The sequence below is a fragment of the Staphylococcus pseudintermedius genome, from assembly GCF_001792775.2.
In the GTDB taxonomy this organism is placed as follows: Bacteria; Bacillota; Bacilli; order Staphylococcales; family Staphylococcaceae; genus Staphylococcus; species Staphylococcus pseudintermedius.
Window position 1 is genome coordinate 92,660 of record NZ_MLGE02000006.1, and the last position, 23,525, is coordinate 116,184.

The window sequence follows — 23,525 nt, forward strand, 5'->3', positions numbered from 1 at the left end:
CCTATCCCATTTTTACAAACAGCAAAATTGCCATATGAGTGAAATGAATGGTATTTTAAAAGACTGTGATAGTGAAGGATAAGTATTGACTCGGAACAACCGAAAGCAGGTGACAGCATGAAAGTTTTTAAACAATTAGGGTGGTTTTTGAAACGAGAGAAATGGCGTTATATAACAGCATTGATGGCGTTGTTCGTAGCGGCATTATCGAGTTTGATCCCACCGCAAATTATAGGTTTTGTAATCGACCATATTACGGCAAAAACATTAACGCCGCAAAACTTGACGATATACCTCTTGATTATTTTCTCAGTAGGTATACTCGTCTATGGATTACGTTACTTTTTACGCACCCGCTTTTTCGGAGCCAGTGCTAAATTAGGACGTATTTTAAGAGAACAATTGTACGAGAAATATACACAAATGAGCCCATCGTTTTATCAAAAATATCGAACAGGAGATTTGATGGCGCATGCGACCAATGATATTCGTGCTGTACAAAACACAGCCGGCATTGGTGTGATGACCATTTCAGAGGCAATGATTACAGGTGGAATGACGTTATTGATGATGTTTGTGACAATTAGTCCAAAGTTAACGCTCATCGCGATGATTCCACTGCCGATTTTAGTGATTTCAACGAGTTATTATGGTCGTTTGTTGCATAAAGGTTTTAAAGAAGCACAAGGGGCGTTTAGTGAGTTGAATGATAAAACGCAAGAAAGTATTGCGGGTGTGAAAGTGACCAAATCATTTGGCTATGAAACAGCAGATGAAGATGACTTTCGCCAATTGAGTGACCGTGTTGTAGCGAAAAACTTAGTTGTTTCGAAAATCGATGCACTGTTTGACCCGACGATTGAGCTGGTCATTGGCGCGAGTTATCTACTGAGTGTTGTATTTGGCGCCTATATGGTAATTGACGGTTCGATTACGATTGGACAGTTGATTACATTCACTACTTACTTAGGTATGCTTGTATGGCCACTTCTAGCACTAGGCTTTTTCTTTAACATTATTCAAAGAGGGGCGGCGTCATATGACCGTATACGAGAGATTGAAAGTGTGCCAAGTGGTATTGTAACGACATACCAAAATAGTGACGCACCGACTGGCGATATTAATTTTAATTTAAAGCAATTTCAGTTTGAAGATACAGCACATGCCAGTTTGCATGATATCAACTTTACGATTCAACAAGGGATGACAGTGGGAATTGTCGGTCATACAGGAGCAGGTAAAAGTTTACTTATTCGACTATTATTACGTGAATTTGATACTGAGCGACCTGAAGATATTCAATATGGCCATCATCCGCTACGTGACTATGATATTCGAAAGTTGCGGGCACAGTTCGGTTATGTCCCGCAAGAACACTTTTTATTTTCTTCAACGATTCGAGGGAACATTGCGTTTAGTCAACCCGATATTGATGATGAAGCGGTCCATCATGCCAGCGCGATGAGTCATATTCACCAAGATATTTTAACGTTACCACTAGCCTATGCCACAGTTGTCTGTGAACGTGGCGTCTCATTATCAGGTGGACAGAAACAGCGGATTTCTATTGCCCGTGCATTATTGACCCATCCACAAGTGTTGATTTTAGATGATGCATTGTCAGCCGTGGACGCCGAAACTGAAACTGCCATTTTAGGTAACTTGAAAAAAGAGCGACAAGGTAAAACCAACATCATTACTGCCCATCGAATGAGTGCGGTCATGCATGCGGATCTGATTATCGTTATGCGTGACGGGACGATTATCGAACGGGGTACACATGATGAATTACTGCAGCAGCACGGTTGGTATGCTGAAACATTCCAATCTCAAGCAATGCAAAGCCGTTTAACACAAGATTTAGAAAGCGAAGTCAATGGAGGTGACATGAATGAAACAACAAGAAAGTAATCCCCAATTGACGACGAAAGAACAAACACGAACGTTATATCGACTCCTCCGATATACATTTCCGTTTAAAAAGCTGATCTTTTTAACGATGACGATGCTGACATTATCGACTGCTGCGAGTATGTCGGTCCCATATTTGGTTAAAATCTTCATCGACCAATATTTAACGCCGAGATATTTCCCAGGTAATGATATCGTGATGCTATTAATTGTGTTCGTCGGCATCCAACTGATCGGCGCTGTGACGACCTATTTAAGTATTTATTATTTACAATATTTAGCATTCAAAGTCATTCAACAACTAAGAATTGATGCATTTAAACGGATCAGTCGTTTAGGTATGAAGTTTTTTGATGCGACACCAAGTGGGAGTATAGTATCACGATTGACGAATGATACAGAAGCGATTGTTGAAATGTTCACAGGTGTCTTATCATCATTTTTAATTGCCTTTTTCATGATTTTGGCAAGTTTTACGATGATGTTCGTATTAGACGTCCGCATGGCATTTTTCGCGATATTGTTTACACCATTAGTCTTTATCGTTCTCGCTGTTTATCGTAAGTATGCATCGGTTTACTTTTATGAAACGAGACGTCGCTTATCAGATTTAAATGCGAAACTCGGTGAATCCATTGAAGGTATGAAAATCATTCAAGTGTTCAATCAAGAGGCGCGCTTACGTGACGAATTTGAAACGATTAACACATCTCATTATGAATACTCCATGAAAACGATTCGCTTAGATGGGATGCTATTACGTCCAGCCATTACGATGTTGTCAACATTTTCAACCGTGATCATTTTGGCGTATTTCGGTATTTTAAGTTTTTCGACTACGGTGACAGCAGGGGTCGTATATGCCTTTATTCAATACATGCAGCGTTTTTTTGAACCCGTTAACCAAGTGAGTCAAAACTTAAATATTTTCCAACAAGCAATTGTCTCGGCCAGTCGTGTATTTAAAATGATGGATAATCCAACACACGCCCCATTACAGAATCCACAAGGTCACAGTGAAATCACAGAAGGACGTATCGTGTTTGATGACGTGTCCTTTAGTTATGACGGTGAGCATGATGTGTTAAAGCATATTTCGTTTACAGTTGAGCCGGGTCAAACAGTTGCATTGGTCGGTCATACAGGCTCGGGGAAAAGTTCGATCATCAACTTGTTTATGCGTTTTTATGAGTTTAATCGAGGTAACATTTTCATTGATGGTCAGTCGATTAAGACCTTTCCACATGAACATTTAAAGCGTAATATGGGTCTCGTGTTACAAGATCCGTTTATGTTTTATGGCACAGTTGCTTCTAACATTAAGTTGTATCATCCGACAATGACTGAAACAGAAGTGAAAGCAGCAGCGGAATTTGTACATGCACATTCGTTTATTGAGCAGTTGGATGGTGGCTATAATCATAAAGTGATTGAAAAGGGCAGTGCATTTTCAAGTGGTCAACGTCAATTGATTGCATTTGCGCGTACGATGGCAATTAACCCGAAAATTTTAATCTTGGATGAAGCAACAGCGAATATTGATTCTGAGACCGAAGAAGCGATTCAACAGTCATTGAATCGAATGCGTGCTGGACGGACAACTATTGCGATTGCCCATCGATTATCGACCATTCAAGATGCAGATGAGATTTTAGTGTTGAATCAAGGTGAGATTGTCGAGCGTGGTACGCATGATGCTTTGATTGCAAAAGGCGGCATTTATTATAAAATGTATCAGTTGCAGCTTAAAGGTGAGTGATTTGTATCGTTTAGGGAACATATTGAGACATTCACGAGGGGAAGTGTTCAAGCTTCAGATTGCTGAACCTATGCCCCTTTGATTGATTTTAATTTAAAATGGATTGCACGCTTTGGACTCGCGTTCCTAGGCGCCTCGCTACAACTAACCAACGCTTTGACTTAGCTGTTACATTTGTAGAGGTAGCGGTTGTGGATTTTGGGAGCAGCACAGAAATCTCATGTGCAACAAAGATTTCGTCGTACTGCCCCCGCAAGGCTGACTAGGCTACTCAAAAGCATGCGCATTGAGAAGTCAGACAGCTACTGCGTTAAACGTTAGCCACTTTTAAAGTTAAATGACATTAATTTGCCTTTAACTCATTCCATCAGGAGTCTTGCACGTTTTTTTGCAATCTGTGTTTGAACCTCAAGTCTCAAATGTGTGTGTTAATGACGTACAAATCACTTTCGCGTTAAGTCTGGCTGGATATTTTATAAATGAAACCTTAATGTATATCAAAGTCTTATTTTTGGTTTGTAGGATAGGTGATTGTTGAAAAAGTCATTGATTTGGTAGAAATGCGTTTTAAATGGATTGCAAAGGTTAGTAATGATAGACGTCAATTGGAAAGTACCAAGGTGACGTCTATTTTTTTATGTTTACGTATAATGCTTGATGAGTTTGTTTAGAATATAAGGCGCTTGTTCGCCAGCATATTGTTTGTAATAGGCACTGAACCGAGAGTCTTGAATATAAAGGTCTGCGAGTTGCTGATGATAGTCTGTCGAATAGTTAGGAACCATGTGCTTGAGCCAATTTTGATGTGCAAGAAAGGCTTGTTCTGCAGTTGGATGCGCGATAGGCAATGCTTGTTCCTCAATCGTTTTTAACAATAAAAATAGTGTTGCTTCGGCTGATTCTGCTGATTGGTATTCGTCTTGTGTTAAATTTTTAAAATGTTCATGTTGCGCTTTAACTTGTGTTGATGTGTATTTTTGTGCAAGTTCTTCACCATATTTTGCGTTAATTTCTGAGAGTGCATCTGCTTTTAACTGACTGAATTTTTCTTCTTGTGTCATTTCGATCCCTCCAAGTTGTTTTTCGATGAGTTTGATTTGTTTGGCAATCTGCTGCTGTTGTTGTTCTAAATAGTGCAAATGCCTGTTAAGTGTGTCCTCAATAAGCGTATCTTCCTCTAAAACAGCTTTAATTTGTCCAAGTGGCAATTGCATATTTTTATAAATCATAATTTGTTGTAATTGCGCAATATCTTTCTCATTGTATAGACGATAACCTGCTTCACTCGAGTTGCTCGGATTTAGAAGTCCGATTTGGTCGTAATAGCGTAAAGTGCGTGTAGATAATCCTGTCAATTCGGATACAACCTTAATGGTATACATATTGAACCCCCTTTCTCTTTGGAATAATATCAGTGTAATGCTTGACGTAACGTGAAGGTCAAGCGCAATTTGTAATTAAATATAAAAAACACTATTCTCCATAGCGCTAAGTATTGAAAACACGCTGTTGAGGAATAGTGTTTGTTTTTTACGATTGTTCAGTTTGGCGGACTGCGAAATAGTTGTTTTCATCATCAGCAAAGTTAAACACGGTGCCTGTTGGTAAAGTCATTCTTTCGCCGACTTGAATGCCTTTTGATTTTAAGTCATCATACAACGATAGATATTGGTTGTCCCGAATATGAGGGAAGGTGTCCCTGTATTGACGCCGAAACCCATCGCTTCAACTTTTTTTGGCTTGGAGGACGATGGCGGTTTGTGCTGTGTCTGTTGGTTTTAAAGTAATGACACGCATACCTTGAATTGTATCATCAGATGCGACTTAGAAATCAAAATGCGATGTCCAAAATTGTTTGGCTTTTTTGGTCTTGCACGTTTAACATGACTTCTTGTAAGCGTTGAATCATTTAAATACGGCCTTTTTTAGTTACAGTTGGCTCACATCAATTTCAAATGGGGTTGCTGTTTCATCACTATTCAATAATGTGATATGTGATGGAATAATACGTAATACCACTAAATCAGGGTCATTTTTAGAGTCGAAAAATGTGTGATCTTGTTCTTGCCACAACCAATCGATTTCTTTCGAGTTGGTAATGATATCGACTCGACCTTCAATTTCGACATAAGGCTGACCTGAACCTTCTTCATAACCTAATAATACATGGGCATCTGGGTTTTGTGTCAGTTCTTCAAACTTGCGTGTAGAACGGCTCGTTTTTGTATATAAATCTAAGTCATCGTTATAAAAAATCATATAACGGCTATTCGGTTTATTATTGACAGCAGTAGAGAGTACACCAATACGTGACTGTTCGATTACTTGATTGATTTTTTCAATCGCTTGTTGTTTCATCATTATCACCTCAAAGTTAATTTACCCTGAATCAATGATGATAAACGGAGCGGCATTGGAGAATGATATGGCATGAGGTTATTGACATGAATGATGATTTTGTCGTTCTTGATGTTTTACGACATAAATATTGCCTAAGAGTCAACAAATCCAACAAATCCATATAATAATGCAGGAAATGCTATAGTGTCACCTGTGATCAGTATCATTATAAATATTACGAAACCAGTGATAAAACTGCTAATCAATTGTTTCATTTTTATCTGTCTATATATCGCCTTTTCATCAAATTTGTTGATAAAGCATTGCAAAAAAATGATACGATCTGTTGGAAGGACACAGATCGTATCATTGGCATATCATGATGTTTTAGAATAGTTTTGTGTATTCGGTTTGAAATAAGATTCAGTCTCTTGCTTAATGATTTTATATAAGAATAAAATACCGATTAAGTTTGGAATCATCATCATCGCATTAGCAGTATCTGCAAACAACCACACTGTTTTAAGGTTAGCAATTGTTCCTACAAACGTAGCAATGACATAAATGACGCCATAAAGCATGACATATTTGACACCGAATAAATATTCGAAACATTTCGCACCGTACACGAACCAAGCGATAATGGTAGAAAATCCGAAGAAAATAACCGAAAGTGACACGACATATTCGCCTAAAGTGCCCAAACTTGCGCCGAACGCCATACTTGTCAGTGCGCCAGCTTCTAATTTTGCATCATGTGAAACGCCTGACAATAAACCACCTGTTGGATCCCAATAACCTGTTACGAGTAAAACAAGACCTGTCATCGTACAGACAATGATTGTCACGATAAATGTACCTGTCATAGCTACAAGTGCTTGTGTCGCTGGATGTCCGGCTTTAGCATTACCAGAAATCAATGCGACCGTACCTAAACCAGCTTCGTTTGAAAAGATCCCTTTAGATACACCATTTTGAATCGCTTGCATGACCATAATGCCAGTAAAACCACCAGCAGCAGATACCGGTGTGAACGCATATTTAAAAATTAAACCGAATGCCGGTAAAATTTGATCGTAATTAATAATGAGAATTGTCACAGATGCACCAATGTAAAAAATCGCCATCATTGGAACGAAGAATCCTGCAACGTTACTAATTCGTTTCAGGCCACCAAAAATAATGAGTGAGATGAGAATGACTAATACAATTCCAGTGATGAAACCACTCACGTTAAAGCTATTCGTCATAACGTCAGCAATCGTATTGGATTGCACACTATTCCCGATACCTAATGCAGCAAAGGCACCGAATATCGCAAAGGCAATCGCTAAAAATTTGAAACGATGACCCAACCCTTTTTCTATGTAATACATCGGACCACTTGAATATTCACCTTTATCATTTTGAACGCGGAACTTCATCGCTAACAACGCCTCGGCATATTTCGTTGTCATACCAAGCAAACCAACGACCCACATCCAAAAAATCGCACCTGGACCACCTAAAGTGACAGCTGTCGCGACACCGGCGATGTTCCCGTTACCAATCATACCGGCAAGTGACGTCATCAACGCTTTAAAGTTACTAATATCACCTTCACTTTCGGCTTCTTTTTTATTAGGAACAAAGGCGAGTTTGAAAGCATGAATCAGTTTTGTGAACTGCATGCCCTTCAACACAAAGGTTAAAAACAACCCCGTTCCCGTTAATAAAATGAGACTCGGTGCGCCCCATAATATCGCATTTAATTTTTCTAGGATATTAATCACACTGTACCCCTCCAATATTTGCATCTCTCAAGTAAACGCTTTCATCATTATAATACACATAGATTTGAATTGTAAAATAATACTAAAATCTAATTATTGCTCTTTTAAATTAAATAGATATCAACATCGGTAATGCCATTTCCCATAACACGTCGCATGTTACCGCATTACATCTTGTTGATTGCATGCAAGTAAATTAAAAACGCACTCTCAAATTTTACACCTTTCTTTCAAACATTACCACTTTTATTTGAATTTCCATTTTCAAACATTAGAGAAATCAACATATTGAATTCTTTTTACTCGAAAATTTATGAAGCATGTGCATGAAAACTAGCATTATAGATGAGGGGACATTCTATATTTGAAGTGTTACAGCTTTAGAAAAGTCTAGTCAGTCATAAAGGAATAAGCACTTTTTTTCACCCCCACAACAAGGAGAAAGTGGATGGTGCGTTAAAGGAAACTAAGAAGCGCATGTGAAAAGTGTTTTTAAATATTGAAATGTTGAACAAAAATTGCAAGAGCTTCGAAAGATATATTCATCCTTCCTACGCTCAACCCATAACAGTGAAATTGTATGGTAATAGAAGGGGAGAGGTGTATTTGTTTTGTTGTTCAAATGAAAGAATGAACGATTCATTAAAAAAGTTGCCTTATTGAATTGTGAATCTGGCGAGACTCCTGAGGGAATGAGTGCATACTGCTGACAGTCGCCTCTTTAATTAAATAGTGGTTACTGTTTATCGCAGTATCTGTCTGGGATGGGACATAAAAATTTTTGATGCTATTGATGCAATATTTTTGTTAAACTTGCCCTCCCTATGATTTGTGGCTTTAGATTCCCTTCATGGCTTCGCGTTCCTAGGGGCTGGCCCTACAACTCAATTCGGCTTGATTATAGTGTACATTTGGTGATAGCCGAATTGGATTTTCCGGACCAGCTGATCCCTCAGGAGTCTCAGCCTTCTGGGCAGTCTTATATCAAATACACAGTACTGAAGGCAAGTTTATGAAATTAAGAAAACAATAGCATCAATTTTTATCCCATTCACGCTGATTTTCCGACCGTTTTAAAGTCATTAATGAATATACAATCTATGTATGGCTTGAGGCTTAATTTTTTCAAGCCCCATCCCTTGGTATACACAACAAAATATAGTAAAGGAGCTGAGGAAACTTAATGTCCCAGCTCCTAGTCAGCCTTGCGGGGGCAGTACGTCGAAATCTTTGTTGTATATGAGATTTCTGTACTGCTCCCAAAATCCACAACCGCTACCTCTACAAATGTAACAGCTAAGTCAAAGCGTTGGTTAGTTGTAGGGTCATCGCCTAGGAACACGAGTATAGGTACCAATCAATAAGAACAGCTATTTCAATATAAAGAATCGTTCATTTATCTACATGTGATTTTCTCAAATACCACGTCATTTCATATAACGATACGACATCAACGCTTTCAACATATCAATCTCCTTCTGCAACTCGGCCCCCTCATTCGTATCTCGAATCAACTTACGCTCCAACTCTTTATCCACAACACGACGAATAGACAACTCATCTTCACCTGTCTCTAATAACTTCTCTTTTGAATTAAAATGTTGGTGCGCCACAAGCTGCATACCAAACGAGTTATACAGCAACGTGTAGCCCGCGATACCTGTCGTCGATTGATACGCTTTAGAGAAACCACCGTCAATAACAAGCATTTTACCGTTTGCTTTAATAGGATTTTCACCATCGCGCTCTTTCACAGGTGTATGTCCGTTAATAATACGACCTTGTTCGGGATTCATGTCGAATTCTTCCAACATCTTTTTCACAACGTCTTCATTTTCACGCAAACGATAGTATGGGTTTTTCACTTCTTTATGCGTGTTCTTGTCTTTAATAAAGTAACGCTCGAATGTCGTCATCGCACGTTTACCGAATAATGATGAATATTTACCAGTCCATAAATACCAGACTAAATCCGTTGAAAGGTCATCTTCTACTTCTTTATGTTCATAAGCGTAACGGACGTGCTTTTCAAATTCATCAATCAGTTCACGTCCAGTCAAGAAACGGCCATCAATTGTCATACCTTCCATTTCACCTTGCTCGTCAATGGGAATACAACCGTGAATGAGTAAATTACCATTGTAACGTAAGTACAAGTTCCCTTTTTTCATTAAGAAGTCTACATGACGACGCAATTTCTCAGATTCTTGTACAGATGTGAGCAACTTATCCATCACTTCTTGCTCTTCTTCAAGCAATGCAGTAGGTTGGCGACGGTCTACTGTTCTAAAACATGTATTTTCAATCGGATGGACTTTGCCGTTCAGTTCGATTGTACGGTTGCGATAATCCACACGATCGAGCAGTAAACGTTCATTCATTTCAAATTCAGGACGACGTTTAATAATCGGTCCTTCCAATTTAAATTGAATCATTGCAATGGCTTGATGAATTTTAGTAATCTGTAAAATTTCTGACTCTGATGGATTTTTCTCAGGATGTTTTTTCGGACGAAATGCCTCATTATCATCGTAATACTTTTCGGCTAGTGTTAATAATGGACGCAAGTTAATACCGTAAGCATCTTCAATAATGTCGAGATTGTCGTAACGTGCACAAATGCGGAGTAAGTTCGCGAGGCACACCTTTGAACCAGAGTAGGCACCCATCCATAAAACATCATGGTTCCCCCATTGAATATCGACAGAATGGTAATCAATGAGTGTATCCATAATTTTGTCTGGGTGAGGACCACGGTCGTAAATATCACCAACGACGTGGAGATGATCTACAACTAATCTTTGTGTCGTATTTGCAAGACTGATAATAAGTTTATCCGCTTGGTTCAATTGGATAATTTGTCTCAGAATTGCATCATAATAATCTTTTTTGTTGTTGAATTGGTTACTTTTATAGAGTAACTCTTCAATGATAAATGTATATTCTGGCGCTAATGATTTACGTAATTTTGAACGTGTATATTTGGAAGAGGTATATTTTACTAATTCTAGTAAGCGATTAATCGTTTTTTCATACCATGTGTGACGTTCACTTTTTGTATTAAAACCATTTTTAATACGCTTAATTTTTTCTTCTGGATAGTAGACTAATGCAATCAATTCATTCATTTCTTGGGGGTCTAATCGTGATTTGAAAATGTCATGAATCTTTTGTTGTAAATTACCAGATCCATTACGCAACACATGTTGAAATGCGTGATATTCACCGTGTAAGTCACTCACAAAGTGTTCTGTACCTTTAGGTAAATCCAAAATCGACTCTAAATGGATAATTTCAGTCGCAACTTTTTCTTCTGAATCGAATTTTTCAGCGATTAAATCTAAATACTGCCTTTTTAACTCTTTTTCTGTTTGAGATGACATATGAATTTCTCCTTTACCCATAAATTGTTCGTTTTTTAGATTATCGCAGGCCATGAATGATACTGCTTTTGTTTAAGTAGCTCAAAATGGATGAACTTGTGTGATAGAGGAAGATCATCAGTGGGAAATGGTGTTCCGCGTACTTGATGTGCATTAATCAAGGAAGCACGTGTTCTTGTGTTCAATAGCACGTTCAATGAAAGTAGTACGGCCAGCACAATACGAATCTTTCTCACCCGTCTTCAATCATCATGACAAGCCAAGTTGCCCTTATTTATCAAATATGAAGTTGACCTGTGTCTAACCGTTTCAACTCTATTAAACCACATTATTTATAGAAGTTAAACGAACCTGATTATGTACAGATTGTCTACAATGAAGATGCTCAACTTTTTGAATATTATTGATACACTTTGCATTTTGTATGTCATGCCCTTGATTTTATGATAATAGCGCGATATAATGTCAAAGTTATTAGTTAGCTTAGCTCACCGAAATGAGAAAGGAGTATTTGAGTGCAAAATCAAGAGCATCAAGCGTTTATAAAAAATTATATCTTCAACTTTTTAGTCAGTTTTTTTGTTTATTTTGCGATGTACTTACTTATTGTTGTTATCGCGCAATATGCCATTCAACGTTATGACGTATCTACCGGTGTTGCAGGATTGATTACGGGTATTTTTATCGTCGGTGCATTGATTGGCCGTTTCGTAGGTGGGCGCTATATTCATGAAGTGGGCCCTAAACGATTGTTGATGATTGGATTAGTGTTATTTATTATCACGCAATGTTTTTACTTCATTGAAGGGAGTCTCATCTTTTTATTTGTGACTCGTTTTTTAAATGGGATGGCGCTTGCGATTGCGACAACTGCGACAGGAACGATTGTGCCACTGATTGCACCTGTTGAACGGCGAGGTGTAGCGATTAGTTTGTTCAGTTTAAGTTTAGTGATAGGTGCCGCGATTGGTCCGTTTTTAGGGTTATATTTAGCAGGCATTTATCCAACATTCGTTTTATTCACAGTCTGTCTCATTGTTGCGATTTTAGCGTTCATCTTTGCACTGTTTTTAAAAGTCAATGTCAAAATGGCTGATCAACAATCTGACCACCAAGGCTTTCATATTTCGCAATTTATTTCAGTACCAGCGATTCCGATTGCGCTTGTCGTCCTCATTTGTGGTTTAGGTTACGCCTCTGTTTTATCATTTTTACAATTGTATGCCGTAGAAATTAATTTAACTGCAGTGGCGCGCTATTATTTTATCTTCTATGCAATCACTTCAGTTTTCACACGCCCATTCGTCGGTCGTATTTTGGATCGCTTCCATGAAAATTGGGTTGCTTATCCTGCACTAGTGATATTTGGTGTAGGTATATTAATATTAGCGATAGCACATAGTGGATGGGCATTGTTATTGTCTGGTGCATTAGTCGGTATTGGCTATGGTAGTATGACGGCTGTCGGTAATGTTGTAGCTGTCAAAGTATCACGTGCAGATCAAGTCGGTCTTGCAACATCCACATTTTTCATCGGACTAGATGTTGGCGTTGGTTTTGGTCCAGCGTTACTCGGCATGATTTTACCTGCTATCGGTTATCGTATGATGTATGTAGCGATAGGTATCATTTTATTGTTATGTATCATTTTATATGCCTTTATTCACGGCCGTCGTCAGCCAAAAGTGATGCAATAGTTGCGAAGCATAGTAAATAACCAAAAAAATAATAAATTAGTATTTTAAAAAATGGCTTAATCCCTTGTAATGATGGAGGTTTAAGCCATTTTTGTTAATTAAAGTGTAAATTATTAAAGAATCTTCTAAAAACGTTCAAAAAATGTTCGAAATTTTATTGTAACCGCTTTCTTGATGTGGTATATTCAGATAGCTACATGAAAGGTCATCAGGTGACCTAATGAAAGAGGGGCAAAAATTATGAGTCAAAAGAAAACGAATGTCCGTTGGCTATTTGCAGGTGTGTTTTTCTTAATTGGTGTCATCGCCTATATGGACCGCTCTAATATCTCTTATATTGCGGTACCAATGATGGAAGACTTACATCTTACAAAAGCACAATTTGGATTTTTAGGTTCATTTTTCTCTTTAGGTTATGCATTGATGCAAGTACCATCAGGATTTTTAGCTGAGAAATACGGACCTAAAAAGATGATTACGATTGCGTTAGTATGGTGGAGTGCATTTACAATCTTTACAGGAATGGTGAAAAATCATGGATTAATGTTTTTCGTCCGTTTTCTATTCGGTGTAGGGGAATCGCCAATGTTTCCGTCGAACGCTGTATTCAATACATATTGGTTCAGCAAGCATGAAAAAGGGCGTGCGGCAAGTGCGTTATTAGCGGGTTCTTATTTTGGACCTGTACTTGCACCAATTGTAACAGTGACAATTTCTAATGCATTTGGTTGGCAAGCTGTGTTCTACATTTTTGGTGCGGTTGGTTTCTTAATTGCGATTTTATGGGCAATTATTGCGAAAGACTTACCAGAACATCATAAAATGGTGAATGAAGCAGAAAAACATTTCATTATGGAAAACCGTGACGTTGTTAAAACGAAAAAGACAACACCACCATGGGGCGCGTTTTTCTCACGCTTTAGTTTTTATGCGATTGCATTACAATATTTCGTAGTTCAATTTGTTATTACATTATTTTTATACTGGTATCCAACGTACTTAATGGAACAATTCCACGTTGACCGAGATACAATGAGTAAAATCGCGGGTATTCCTTGGTTAGTAATGTTCGTCTTCATTTTAAGTGGTGGTACGATTTCAGATAAGATCTTGAGCAGTGGTAAATCACGTTTTGCGGCACGTGGTATTATTGCCATTGCAGGTTTTGCGATTTTTGGTATTTCACTTAATTTCGCGGTCACTTCAGATAGCTTAGTGAAAAATATTGTTTGGATGTCACTTTGTTTGAGTAGTATCGGTTTAGCGATGGTTATGAGCTGGGCTTCAGCGACAGATTTAGGACGTAACTATTCAGGAACTGTTTCAGGGTGGATGAACTTATGGGGCAATATCGGTGCGGTATTAAGTCCGATCTTTGCGGGTTACCTTGCAGAAATGATCGGTTGGATTCCAACATTACGCTCGATGCTTATTTTAGTAGTCGTTGCGATTGTATTATGGTTCTTTGTTAAGCCGGACCAACCTTTAATTAAAGACGAAGCGTAATAAATAGAGGAAGTGGGACTGAAATTTTTCATGCTATTGACGCAATGTTTTCTTTAACTTCCCCTTTCCATATGTTTTGTACTTTTGATTGCCTTCATGGTTTTGCGTTCCTAGGGACTGAATCTTCAACTCAATTCAGCTTGATTGAAATGTACACTTGACCGGTGTCGAATTGGATTTTGGGAGCAGTACAGAAATCTCATGTGTCACCAAGGTTTCGTCGTACTGCCCCCCGCAAGGCTGACTCGACTTCTCAAAAGTGCAGACATTGAGAAGTCAGACAGTTACTGCGATAAACAGTAACCACTATTTTCTTTTTTATTTTCAATTTGGGCTTGAGGGGATATAATAAGAGGCATAAAATCATCGTGAAAGAGGTCAGTCGATGCAAAAATTAACACGTGGGTTGGTTCCACTTATTGGTATTGCATTGATTTTAGCAGGCGTATATTTAATCTTTAAGCCGAAAATTGATGCATATTTGACCAATAAAGAAAATGAACAAAAAATTGAAGTATATGAAGAAAGTCAACAAAATGCACCATCAAAAGTGCCTGAAATTCCGAAAGACCCGTCGAAAGTCGTTGGTGTATTAGAAGTGCCGTCAGTCGGTATAAAAGAAGCTGTGTATCCTGGTCCTGCGACACCTGAACAATTGGAGCGCGGTGTCAGTTTGGCGGAAAAGGATGAATCACTCAAAGACCAAAATATCGCTATTGCGGGACATACGAATTATAGTTTGAACTATCAATTTACAGAGTTACACAAAGCGAAAAAGGGTGCAGAAGTAATTTTTAAACTGGGTAAAGAAACGCGCAAATATCAAATTACGTCGATTAAAGATGTCGATCCGTATCAAGTTGAAGTGTTGGAAGAGATGAAGAAAGATAAAGACCAACTGACACTCATTACTTGTGATGATTACGATGAGAAAACAGGTCAGTGGCTGACACGCAAAATTTATGTAGCAGAACGTGTGTAGTCGTCAAATGGATAATTAAACTTAGAGGTGATGTCGTATCGCATGTGCGAGGCATTACCTTTTTTATTTAGCATGTTAATGGTGTTGTTGAGAGCGGTTTCATAATTCTTTTGAATTCTCATCGCCGGACCTATAATATAAGAAGTACTAAGGTTAAGGGAGGACTACTGATGCATATACTCATTGCACCTGACTCATTTAAAGAATCTATGACCGCGATGCAAGCTGCAGAAGCAATTGAACAAGGTTGGCGTGACGTTGCGGGTGATACAATAACGTTTCATAAAATACCTATGGCTGATGGGGGAGAAGGAACGACCCAATCACTTCACGATGCACTACGAGGTGTGTGGCGAACGATTCCAGTTCAAGATCCATTAGGTCGTCCTATTTCAGCGACGTACAGCCTTGCGAATGAAGGACAGACCGCAATCGTTGAAATGGCGGCAGCTTCTGGATTAGATTTAGTGTTGTCAAATGAACGAAATCCACGTATGACCTCTACGTATGGCACGGGACAATTGTTGTTGGATGCGCTCGATCAAGGTGTGTCACATATTATTTTAGGGATTGGCGGCAGTGCGACGAATGATGGAGGTGCTGGGTTACTCCAAGCGATAGGGGTCCAACTTTTAGATGCAAAGGGCCAGCCGATTTCTCGAGGTGGTGAAGCTTTAGCGCAATTAAATCGTATCGACATGTCGCATATAGATGAAAGGTTTCAAAATGTGCAACTTGAAATCGCTTGTGATGTCGATAATCCGTTGCTCGGTCCGAATGGGGCAACTGCAGTTTATAGTGCGCAAAAGGGTGCAAGTCAAGCGGACCAAGTCATATTAGAAGCCGCTTTGTCACACTTTCATACTGTAATTGAACAAGATTTAAAGCAACAAGTGGCCGATATTCCAGGTGCGGGTGCTGCAGGGGGATTAGGTGCAGGTTTGTTGGCATGTCTTCCCGTAGACTTAAAACATGGCATTGACATTGTCCTCTCGGTGACGCAATTTGACGAGTATGTGCAACGTGCAGACCTTGTCATTACTGGGGAAGGTGCGATTGATGGACAAACTGTGTACGGTAAAACACCAGTGGGCGTCGCTAAAGCAGCGAAAAAGTATGGAAAGCCTGTTATTGCGATTGCCGGCAAATTGGGCGTAGGGTATGAAGCAGTTGAAAAGCATGGTATTGATGCGGTATACAGTATGTCAACAGGGCCCATGTCTCTAGAACAAGCAATCAATGAAGGGCCTGTGCACTTAAAACAATGGGCGCGGCATATGGCAAAATTTTATCAACTGATGAAAGAGAAGAGGTAAACGGATGCAAAAATTTCATTACAAAGAATATTTTTGGGATGTTACGAAAAAAATCATGACGGTATTCAATGACAAAGACGAACCCGTATATCAATTGAAGTTGGCCCGTGGTCAACAACGGTTCAAGCTGTCATTGCTATTCAATTATTTATGGCAAGAGTATGAAATTGAAGATGGCGAAAACCGTTTTTATTTATCGCGGAATAAAGGTGTCTTCGGTTGGTTATTGCCAACTTGGCAAGTGTATCAAAATGAGCAGTTGATGGGGCGTTTTCGTGCGAGTTCTCTTTTGCCGTTACGCTTTTACTATGATACAACGGAGGGCGACCGTTTTAAGTTTAAATTTCGCTTTTTTACATACAATGCTGAAGTGCGCGATGAATCGGGGCGTGATGTGATGTCTGTTGCAGCGTCAATTTTTAAGTTGAAGCCTGAATACCGTATTGAAATTCATGACGGTATGACCCATCCAGCGCTGTTGATTTTACTCTTTCAAGTAGGACAAGAATTCATTTCAATCGCAAGAAAAAGCCACTGAAACGATAGAGGCCTCAGTGACTATATATTCAAATAGGTTGGTGATGTCTTCACATGTGATCGAGGGCGTCATCAACCTGTTATTTTAGGAAAGAGCACATGGTTTTCTAAGTGGACATGCGCATGTGTTTCTCGTTCTAAGTGTGCAATTCGGTCGTAAACGAGTCGCCAAGTACCGCATGCTTCAGCTGGCGGTTGGAAATCATGCGTCAGTTCACGCATCTGTTGAAGTAATGCCCCCGCCTCATCGTGATCATCGACGAGCGATTGAACGACGGCATCTATATCTTCAACAGTTTCACCATTGGCAGAACGCACCAATTTAGGAAAAGCGTTTTGGTCTTCTTCATCTGTATGTGTCAACATTGCTGATTTAAATGCATCAAAAGTTGATTTTAATGTCACTAAATTCGGATGGTTTGGACCATGCACGCGTGAGAGTTTTGTGACATACGGTGTCAATTGCTTGAACTCTTCTCTTAATGTGTCATGATAGCGAGCTTGAATATATTGAATTAAAGAAGGGACAGATAAATATTGTGGTTGCATCCCTTCACCTTGTTGTTGACTTGCATCTTCTAATTCTTGAAGGAGTGGTGTGAGCGACAATTTAGGATGGTTTGAAACAGCTTCTTCAAGAGAAATCTGTCCCCCACAGCAAAAATCGATGCCGTGTTTGCGGAAAACGTCTGCTGTTTTAGGATAATGTGTAACGATATCCGCAACTTTATCTTGGGTAGCAATCATACTAAAACTTCCTTTCGTCTTGTAATACATTCATCATATCAATAATGTGAAAAAATGAACATTAGGGAAAAGGATGTGTTCACTTCGAAAAATGGATATATTTGACATGATTATCTCCTTAGCTCAAAAATTTTAGAATTACAAATAACGGGAAATTACACAGGTGACCTTTTTACAGAGACGTCAGCGCAATGCAAGAGGATAGAAACTTTGATGGTACTGGTAAAATAAGCATTTGTGTCAATTAAGGGAAAAACGAGCATCGCTACATAAATTTTAATTTAAAAATATCTCAAAAAAGCAAATTTGTAATGATACAAAAAGTTTTAAATGTGCTATAATATAGAATTGGAACCGCTTACACCATTGTATTGTATTTGCTGAAGGGGTCAAAAAATAGCAAATATGATATATTGGATAATGCGGAGTGGGACGGATATCTCACTTAATTGAATAGATAAGACGTTCCATTCTGATATTATGTGGTTTCATTGACGGGAAATGTGAAACACAAAGGAGGAATGGCAATGATTTTCGAAAAGATGGCACAAGCTGATTACGAGCAGTTAGTTTTTTGCCACGACGAAACAACAGGTTTAAAAGCAATTATTTGTATTCATGACACAACTTTAGGTCCAGCATTAGGGGGTTGCCGCTTCTGGAATTACGAAAGTGAGGAAGATGCGATAGTCGACGTGATGCGCTTAGCTAAAGGGATGACATATAAAAATGCAGCTGCCGGCCTTAATTTAGGTGGCGCAAAAACTGTTGTTATTGGTGATCCGAAAACAGATAAATCTGAAGCATTCTTTAGAGCACTTGGTCGCTATATTCATAGTTTAGATGGCCGTTACATTACTGCAGAAGATGTAGGAACTACAGTAGAAGATATGGATTTCATTCGTTTAGAAACACCATATGTGACAGGTGTCAGTGAGTCTTACGGTTCAAGTGGTAATCCAAGTCCGATGACGGCATTAGGTGTTTATTATGCGATGAAACGTACAGCGAAAGAAGCATTTGGCTCTGACAGTTTAGACGGGAAAACTGTTGCTGTACAAGGTGTAGGTAATGTCGCATATCATATGTGTAAATACTTACATGAAGAAGGCGCGAAACTGATTGTGACTGATATCAATGAGGAAGCCGTGCAACGTGCAGTGAATGACTTTAATGCTGAAGCGGTAGGAATTAATGATATCTATCAAGTTGACGCTGACATTTTTGCGCCATGTGCACTGGGTGGTATTTTAAACGATAAAACGATTCCAGAGCTTAAAGTGAAAATGATTTGCGGTAGTGCCAACAACCAATTGCTAGAAGAAAACAAGCATGGTCAAATGTTAGAAGAACGCGGCATTACTTATGCACCTGACTTTGTTGCTAACAGTGGTGGTGTCATCAACGTAGCTGACGAGTTGTACGGTCAATATAACCGTGAACGTGCTGAAAAGAAAGTGAAAAACATTTACGAGCAAATGGATAAAATTTTCACGATTGCAAAAGAAGAAGGTATTTTACCATTACAAGCAGCGGAACATCTTGCAGAATCACGAATTGATACGATGATGCGTGTACATAGTAAATATTCAGCAACTCAAAAATAATCATACAAGCATAAAGAGAGATAGGGGAACTTTAATGTGTCCTTGTCTCTTCTTTTTTTGCGTGAAAAGTGAATGATGTACGGAATAAACGACAAGTTAAAATAAAATGAAGTTGGATTGAATTATGTCACATTAAATTGCGAATATTTGAAAAAATGGTGTTGCTAAATGATCTTTGTTCGGTTACGCTATCACTATTGTGGTACGAAGCGCATTTGAAGGGGACAGAAAAAGTGGAAAAGTAGAATGAACGGCGTACCTCGAAAACCATTTGAAGCGCATTGGTTCAAATGTAATTTAACAGTGAGGTGGTAAAGGAAATGGAAGTAGCAGAGCAGAGAATGACATTTAAAACATTTATGTTCAAAGTATTGAATGGTTTAGCTATCGCAATTATTGCTGGGCTTATTCCGAATGCAGTGTTAGGTGGATTGTTTAAATATTTAAGTCAATACGCTGATATTTTCGCAACGATGAATCAAGTTGTCTTAGGGGTACAATTTGCGTTACCGATTATGGTCGGTGTCCTCATCGCGTTACAATTCAATTTAAATCCAATGGCAACAGCTTTAGTTGGCGCAGCATCATTTGTCGGTTCAGGGGCCGCTAAAGTGACGCAGGCTGGTTGGCAATTGGTTGGTATTGGTGATTTAATTAATACAATGATTACGGCATCTATTGCAGTACTGATTGTGTTATGGTTAGGCAATCGCTTAGGAAGTTTGAACGTGATTTTATTGCCTATTCTTGTCGGCGGAGGTGCAGGACTGATCGGTGTAGCGACATTACCTTATGTCAGCAAAATTACGTTAGCTATCGGTAGTTTAGTGAATACATTTACGACGTTACAGCCCGTGTTGATGGGCGTTTTGATTGCAGTCTTATTTTCATTCATTATTGTTTCTCCAATTTCAACAATAGGCGTTGGTTTAGCGATTGGTATTTCAGGTTTAGCAGCAGGATCAGCAGCGATTGGTGTTGCCGTTGCAGCTGTCGTTTTGTTCATCGGCACATTACGTGTGAATAAAATTGGTGTCCCGATCGCGATTTTATTAGGTGGTATGAAAATGATGATTCCTAATATTATTCGCTATCCTATTTTACTCTTACCAATCGGCATTACAGCAGCCGTAACAGGTGCAGCAGGTGCATTGTTCGGTATTTCAGGTGTGAAAGAAACAGCGGGATTCGGTATTGTTGGTTTAGTCGGCCCAATTAAAGCATTAGAATTAATGGACGGCAACGGTATGACCAACTTACTGATTGTCCTTGCGGTATTTTTCGTCATTCCATTAGTTGTTGGCTTTATTGTCGATTACATTTTGTGGAAAGTTTTAAAATTGTATGACTCTGAAATTTATCGTTTTACTGCAACAGAAGATAATAAATAAAAGCATTGAAAGTGTCATTTTGTCGAAAGAGACAACGTGGCGCTTTTTTATTTCGGGGCCTAAACTTTTAGAAAACGTCAGTCATCACGCCTTGGTCAGGTCAATTAAGTTATCTAAAAATAGTTACGCAACAAAAAAGTTCTTTTTAAAATTCTTATAAATTGTGACAAATTATTATACAAATTGACACGAAATGATGACATTTTATAAAACGCTTTCAATTTTAAGTGATTATATTCACAATTCTTGGTATACTACTTGTGAAATGATGAACAAACCTAATTGGAGGTAAAGACATGATTAAAGACACTCAAACTACACATAATGCATGGGAAGGTTTTAAAACTGGACGTTGGACACGCCATGTGGACGTTCGTGAATTTATACAATTAAACTTTACAGGTTACCAAGGCGATGACAGTTTTTTAGCCGGTCCAACTGAAGCAACGACGAAATTATGGGATCAAGTGATGGTGTTATCGAAAGAAGAGCGTGAACGTGGTGGTATTTGGGATATGGATACAAAAGTGCCATCAACCATTTTATCTCATGATGCAGGTTACTTGGATGAATCATTAGAACAAATTGTTGGTGTACAAACAGACAAACCATTCAAACGTTCTATGCAACCATTTGGCGGAATCCGTATGGCAAAAGCAGCATGTGAAGCATACGGTTATGAATTAGATAAAGAAACAGAGCACATTTTTACAGAGTATCGTAAAACACATAACCAAGGTGTATTCGATGCATATTCAAAAGAAATGTTAGCTTGTCGTAAAGCAGGGATTATTACAGGTTTACCAGATGCTTATGGCCGTGGTCGTATTATTGGAGATTATCGTCGTGTCGCACTGTACGGTGTTGATTTCTTAATGGCAGAAAAACAAAAAGACTTCAATGACTTATCATCAACTATGACTGAAGATGTGATTCGTTTACGCGAAGAAGTGTCAGAACAATATCGTTCATTAAACGAATTAAAACAACTCGGTGAACGTTACGGATTTGATTTAAGTCGCCCAGCTGAAAACTTTAAAGAAGCAGTGCAATGGCTCTACCTTGCTTACCTTGCTGCGATCAAAGAACAAAACGGAGCCGCAATGAGTCTAGGACGTACATCTACATTCTTAGACATTTATGCAGAACGTGACTTACAAGCAGGTACGATTACTGAAACGGAAGTTCAAGAAATCATTGACCACTTCATCATGAAATTACGTTTAGTAAAATTTGCACGAACACCTGATTACAATGCATTATTCTCAGGTGACCCGACTTGGGTAACAGAATCTATCGGTGGTGTCGGTATTGATGGTCGTCCAATGGTAACGAAAAACTCATTCCGTTTCTTACACTCACTCGACAACTTAGGACCAGCACCAGAACCAAACTTGACAGTATTATGGTCAACACGTTTACCTGAAAACTTCAAACGCTACTGTACGAAAATGAGTATTAAAACAAGCTCTATTCAGTACGAAAATGATGATTTAATGCGCGAAAGCTACGGTGACGATTACGGTATTGCATGTTGTGTATCTGCAATGCGTATCGGTAAACAAATGCAATTCTTTGGTGCACGTGCCAACTTAGCGAAGACATTATTGTATGCGATCAATGGTGGTAAAGATGAAAAATCAGGTGCTCAAGTTGCGCCAAACTTCGCACCAATTCAATCTGAAATTTTAGATTACGATGAAGTGTACCAACAATTTGATGAAATGATGGAATGGCTAGCAGGTGTTTACATCAACTCATTAAATGTCATTCACTACATGCACGATAAATATAGCTATGAACGTATCGAAATGGCACTCCATGATACAGATGTGCACCGTACGATGGCAACAGGTATTGCAGGTTTATCAGTTGCAGCGGACTCACTTTCTGCCATTAAATATGGTCAAGTTCGCACAATTCGCGATGAAAATGGACTCGTAGTTGACTTTGAAACAACAGGTGATTATCCAAAATATGGTAACAACGATCCACGTGTAGACGACATCGCAGTGCAGTTAGTGGAAAGCTTTATGAAAAAATTACGTAAACATCAAACGTACCGTAACTCTGAACATACGATGAGTGTACTCACAATCACATCAAATGTCGTTTACGGTAAGAAAACAGGTAACACACCAGATGGACGTAAAGCAGGCGAACCATTTGCGCCAGGTGCAAACCCAATGCACGGACGTGATGATCACGGTGCACTGGCATCATTATCATCAGTAGCAAAATTACCTTATGACTGCTGTAAAGACGGTATTTCTAACACATTTAGTATCGTACCAAAATCATTAGGTAAAGAAGAAGCAACACAAGAACAAAACTTAGTCAGCATTTTAGATGGCTATGCATTACAACACGGCCATCACTTAAACATCAATGTATTTAACAGAGAAACATTACTAGATGCAATGGAACACCCAGAAGAATATCCACAGCTGACAGTACGTGTATCAGGTTATGCCGTAAACTTTATTAAATTAACACGCGAGCAACAACTCGACGTTATTTCTCGTACATTCCACGAATCTATGTAACGAGTCAGTAACACAACACTAACAGTCTTAA

Annotated in this window: 16 protein-coding genes; 10 read left to right on the top strand and 6 right to left on the bottom strand. The window is 38.8% G+C overall.

Annotated features, from left to right (window positions below):
• The first annotated feature begins 117 nt into the window (after nt 1–117).
• Both BJK46_RS06410 and BJK46_RS06415 read left to right on the top strand, forming a co-directional pair.
• The gene (locus tag BJK46_RS06410; protein ID WP_112424783.1) at nt 118–1,911 is read left to right on the top strand and encodes an ABC transporter ATP-binding protein; all 1,794 of its coding nucleotides are present in this window, start codon (nt 118–120) and stop codon (nt 1,909–1,911) included.
• Nucleotides 1,892–3,670, top strand: a complete 1,779-nt coding sequence (locus BJK46_RS06415; protein WP_031253600.1) for an ABC transporter ATP-binding protein — start codon at nt 1,892–1,894, stop codon at nt 3,668–3,670. Before BJK46_RS06410 ends, BJK46_RS06415 begins: the two co-directional genes overlap by 20 nt.
• A gap of 641 nt (nt 3,671–4,311) precedes the next feature.
• On the opposite strand, the gene BJK46_RS06420 is transcribed toward BJK46_RS06415, so the two are convergent.
• The 5 genes from BJK46_RS06420 to BJK46_RS06440 form a co-directional block, all read right to left on the bottom strand.
• Nucleotides 4,312–5,052 carry a MerR family transcriptional regulator gene (locus BJK46_RS06420; protein WP_020219478.1) on the bottom strand — a complete coding sequence of 247 codons (741 nt, stop codon included), beginning with the start codon at nt 5,050–5,052 and terminating at the stop codon, nt 4,312–4,314.
• 148 nt (nt 5,053–5,200) lie between these two features.
• Nucleotides 5,201–5,329, bottom strand: coding sequence for a VOC family protein (locus BJK46_RS12565; RefSeq protein ID WP_015729617.1), 129 nt, complete (start codon nt 5,327–5,329; stop codon nt 5,201–5,203).
• A 270-nt stretch (nt 5,330–5,599) separates the two neighbouring features.
• The gene (locus BJK46_RS06430; RefSeq protein ID WP_031253602.1) at nt 5,600–6,031 is read right to left on the bottom strand and encodes a pyridoxamine 5'-phosphate oxidase family protein; all 432 of its coding nucleotides are present in this window, start codon (nt 6,029–6,031) and stop codon (nt 5,600–5,602) included.
• Between the two features lie 356 nt (nt 6,032–6,387).
• Nucleotides 6,388–7,782, bottom strand: coding sequence for an alanine/glycine:cation symporter family protein (locus tag BJK46_RS06435; RefSeq protein ID WP_014613001.1), 1,395 nt, complete (start codon nt 7,780–7,782; stop codon nt 6,388–6,390).
• Between the two features lie 1,427 nt (nt 7,783–9,209).
• A complete protein-coding gene (locus BJK46_RS06440; protein WP_037542294.1) occupies nt 9,210–11,165 on the bottom strand; it encodes a fructose-bisphosphatase class III in 1,956 nt (651 codons plus the stop codon).
• A 515-nt stretch (nt 11,166–11,680) separates the two neighbouring features.
• Between BJK46_RS06440 and BJK46_RS06445 the strand changes: the two genes are divergently transcribed.
• The 5 genes from BJK46_RS06445 to BJK46_RS06465 all read left to right on the top strand — a co-directional run bounded on the left by BJK46_RS06445 (nt 11,681) and on the right by BJK46_RS06465 (nt 17,204).
• Nucleotides 11,681–12,862 carry an MFS transporter gene (locus BJK46_RS06445; protein WP_015729616.1) on the top strand — a complete coding sequence of 394 codons (1,182 nt, stop codon included), beginning with the start codon at nt 11,681–11,683 and terminating at the stop codon, nt 12,860–12,862.
• Nucleotides 12,863–13,102: 240 nt separating this feature from the next.
• A complete protein-coding gene (locus BJK46_RS06450) occupies nt 13,103–14,368 on the top strand; it encodes a pyruvate MFS transporter (RefSeq protein ID WP_014613004.1) in 1,266 nt (421 codons plus the stop codon).
• A gap of 385 nt (nt 14,369–14,753) precedes the next feature.
• The gene (gene srtA, locus BJK46_RS06455; protein ID WP_014613005.1) at nt 14,754–15,350 is read left to right on the top strand and encodes a class A sortase SrtA; all 597 of its coding nucleotides are present in this window, start codon (nt 14,754–14,756) and stop codon (nt 15,348–15,350) included.
• Between the two features lie 170 nt (nt 15,351–15,520).
• Entirely contained in the window at nt 15,521–16,666 is a 1,146-nt protein-coding gene (locus BJK46_RS06460) for a glycerate kinase family protein (protein WP_014613006.1), read from the top strand.
• Nucleotides 16,667–16,670: 4 nt separating this feature from the next.
• A complete protein-coding gene (locus tag BJK46_RS06465) occupies nt 16,671–17,204 on the top strand; it encodes an LURP-one-related family protein (RefSeq protein WP_014613007.1) in 534 nt (177 codons plus the stop codon).
• A gap of 71 nt (nt 17,205–17,275) precedes the next feature.
• On the opposite strand, the gene scdA is transcribed toward BJK46_RS06465, so the two are convergent.
• A complete protein-coding gene (gene scdA / locus BJK46_RS06470) occupies nt 17,276–17,950 on the bottom strand; it encodes an iron-sulfur cluster repair di-iron protein ScdA (RefSeq protein ID WP_014613008.1) in 675 nt (224 codons plus the stop codon).
• Nucleotides 17,951–18,477: 527 nt separating this feature from the next.
• On the opposite strand from scdA, the gene BJK46_RS06475 reads away from it, so the two are divergent.
• The 3 genes from BJK46_RS06475 to pflB all read left to right on the top strand — a co-directional run bounded on the left by BJK46_RS06475 (nt 18,478) and on the right by pflB (nt 23,494).
• Nucleotides 18,478–19,557, top strand: a complete 1,080-nt coding sequence (locus BJK46_RS06475) for a Glu/Leu/Phe/Val family dehydrogenase (protein ID WP_015729615.1) — start codon at nt 18,478–18,480, stop codon at nt 19,555–19,557.
• A gap of 320 nt (nt 19,558–19,877) precedes the next feature.
• The gene (locus BJK46_RS06480; RefSeq protein ID WP_014613010.1) at nt 19,878–20,948 is read left to right on the top strand and encodes a PTS sugar transporter subunit IIC; all 1,071 of its coding nucleotides are present in this window, start codon (nt 19,878–19,880) and stop codon (nt 20,946–20,948) included.
• Nucleotides 20,949–21,244: 296 nt separating this feature from the next.
• Entirely contained in the window at nt 21,245–23,494 is a 2,250-nt protein-coding gene (gene pflB / locus BJK46_RS06485; protein ID WP_014613011.1) for a formate C-acetyltransferase, read from the top strand.
• The last annotated feature ends 31 nt before the right edge of the window (nt 23,495–23,525 follow it).

Coding starts and splice junctions, on each gene's coding strand:
- BJK46_RS06475 (WP_015729615.1), top strand. CDS start 18,478: ATGATTTTCGAAAAGATGGCACAAGCTGATTACGAGCAGTTAGTTTTT.
- pflB (WP_014613011.1), top strand. CDS start 21,245: ATGATTAAAGACACTCAAACTACACATAATGCATGGGAAGGTTTTAAA.
- scdA (WP_014613008.1), bottom strand. CDS start 17,950: ATGATTGCTACCCAAGATAAAGTTGCGGATATCGTTACACATTATCCT.
- BJK46_RS06440 (WP_037542294.1), bottom strand. CDS start 11,165: ATGTCATCTCAAACAGAAAAAGAGTTAAAAAGGCAGTATTTAGATTTA.
- BJK46_RS06480 (WP_014613010.1), top strand. CDS start 19,878: ATGGAAGTAGCAGAGCAGAGAATGACATTTAAAACATTTATGTTCAAA.
- BJK46_RS06465 (WP_014613007.1), top strand. CDS start 16,671: ATGCAAAAATTTCATTACAAAGAATATTTTTGGGATGTTACGAAAAAA.
- BJK46_RS06460 (WP_014613006.1), top strand. CDS start 15,521: ATGCATATACTCATTGCACCTGACTCATTTAAAGAATCTATGACCGCG.
- BJK46_RS06450 (WP_014613004.1), top strand. CDS start 13,103: ATGAGTCAAAAGAAAACGAATGTCCGTTGGCTATTTGCAGGTGTGTTT.
- BJK46_RS06410 (WP_112424783.1), top strand. CDS start 118: ATGAAAGTTTTTAAACAATTAGGGTGGTTTTTGAAACGAGAGAAATGG.
- srtA (WP_014613005.1), top strand. CDS start 14,754: ATGCAAAAATTAACACGTGGGTTGGTTCCACTTATTGGTATTGCATTG.
- BJK46_RS06420 (WP_020219478.1), bottom strand. CDS start 5,052: ATGTATACCATTAAGGTTGTATCCGAATTGACAGGATTATCTACACGC.
- BJK46_RS06415 (WP_031253600.1), top strand. CDS start 1,892: ATGAAACAACAAGAAAGTAATCCCCAATTGACGACGAAAGAACAAACA.
- BJK46_RS06430 (WP_031253602.1), bottom strand. CDS start 6,031: ATGATGAAACAACAAGCGATTGAAAAAATCAATCAAGTAATCGAACAG.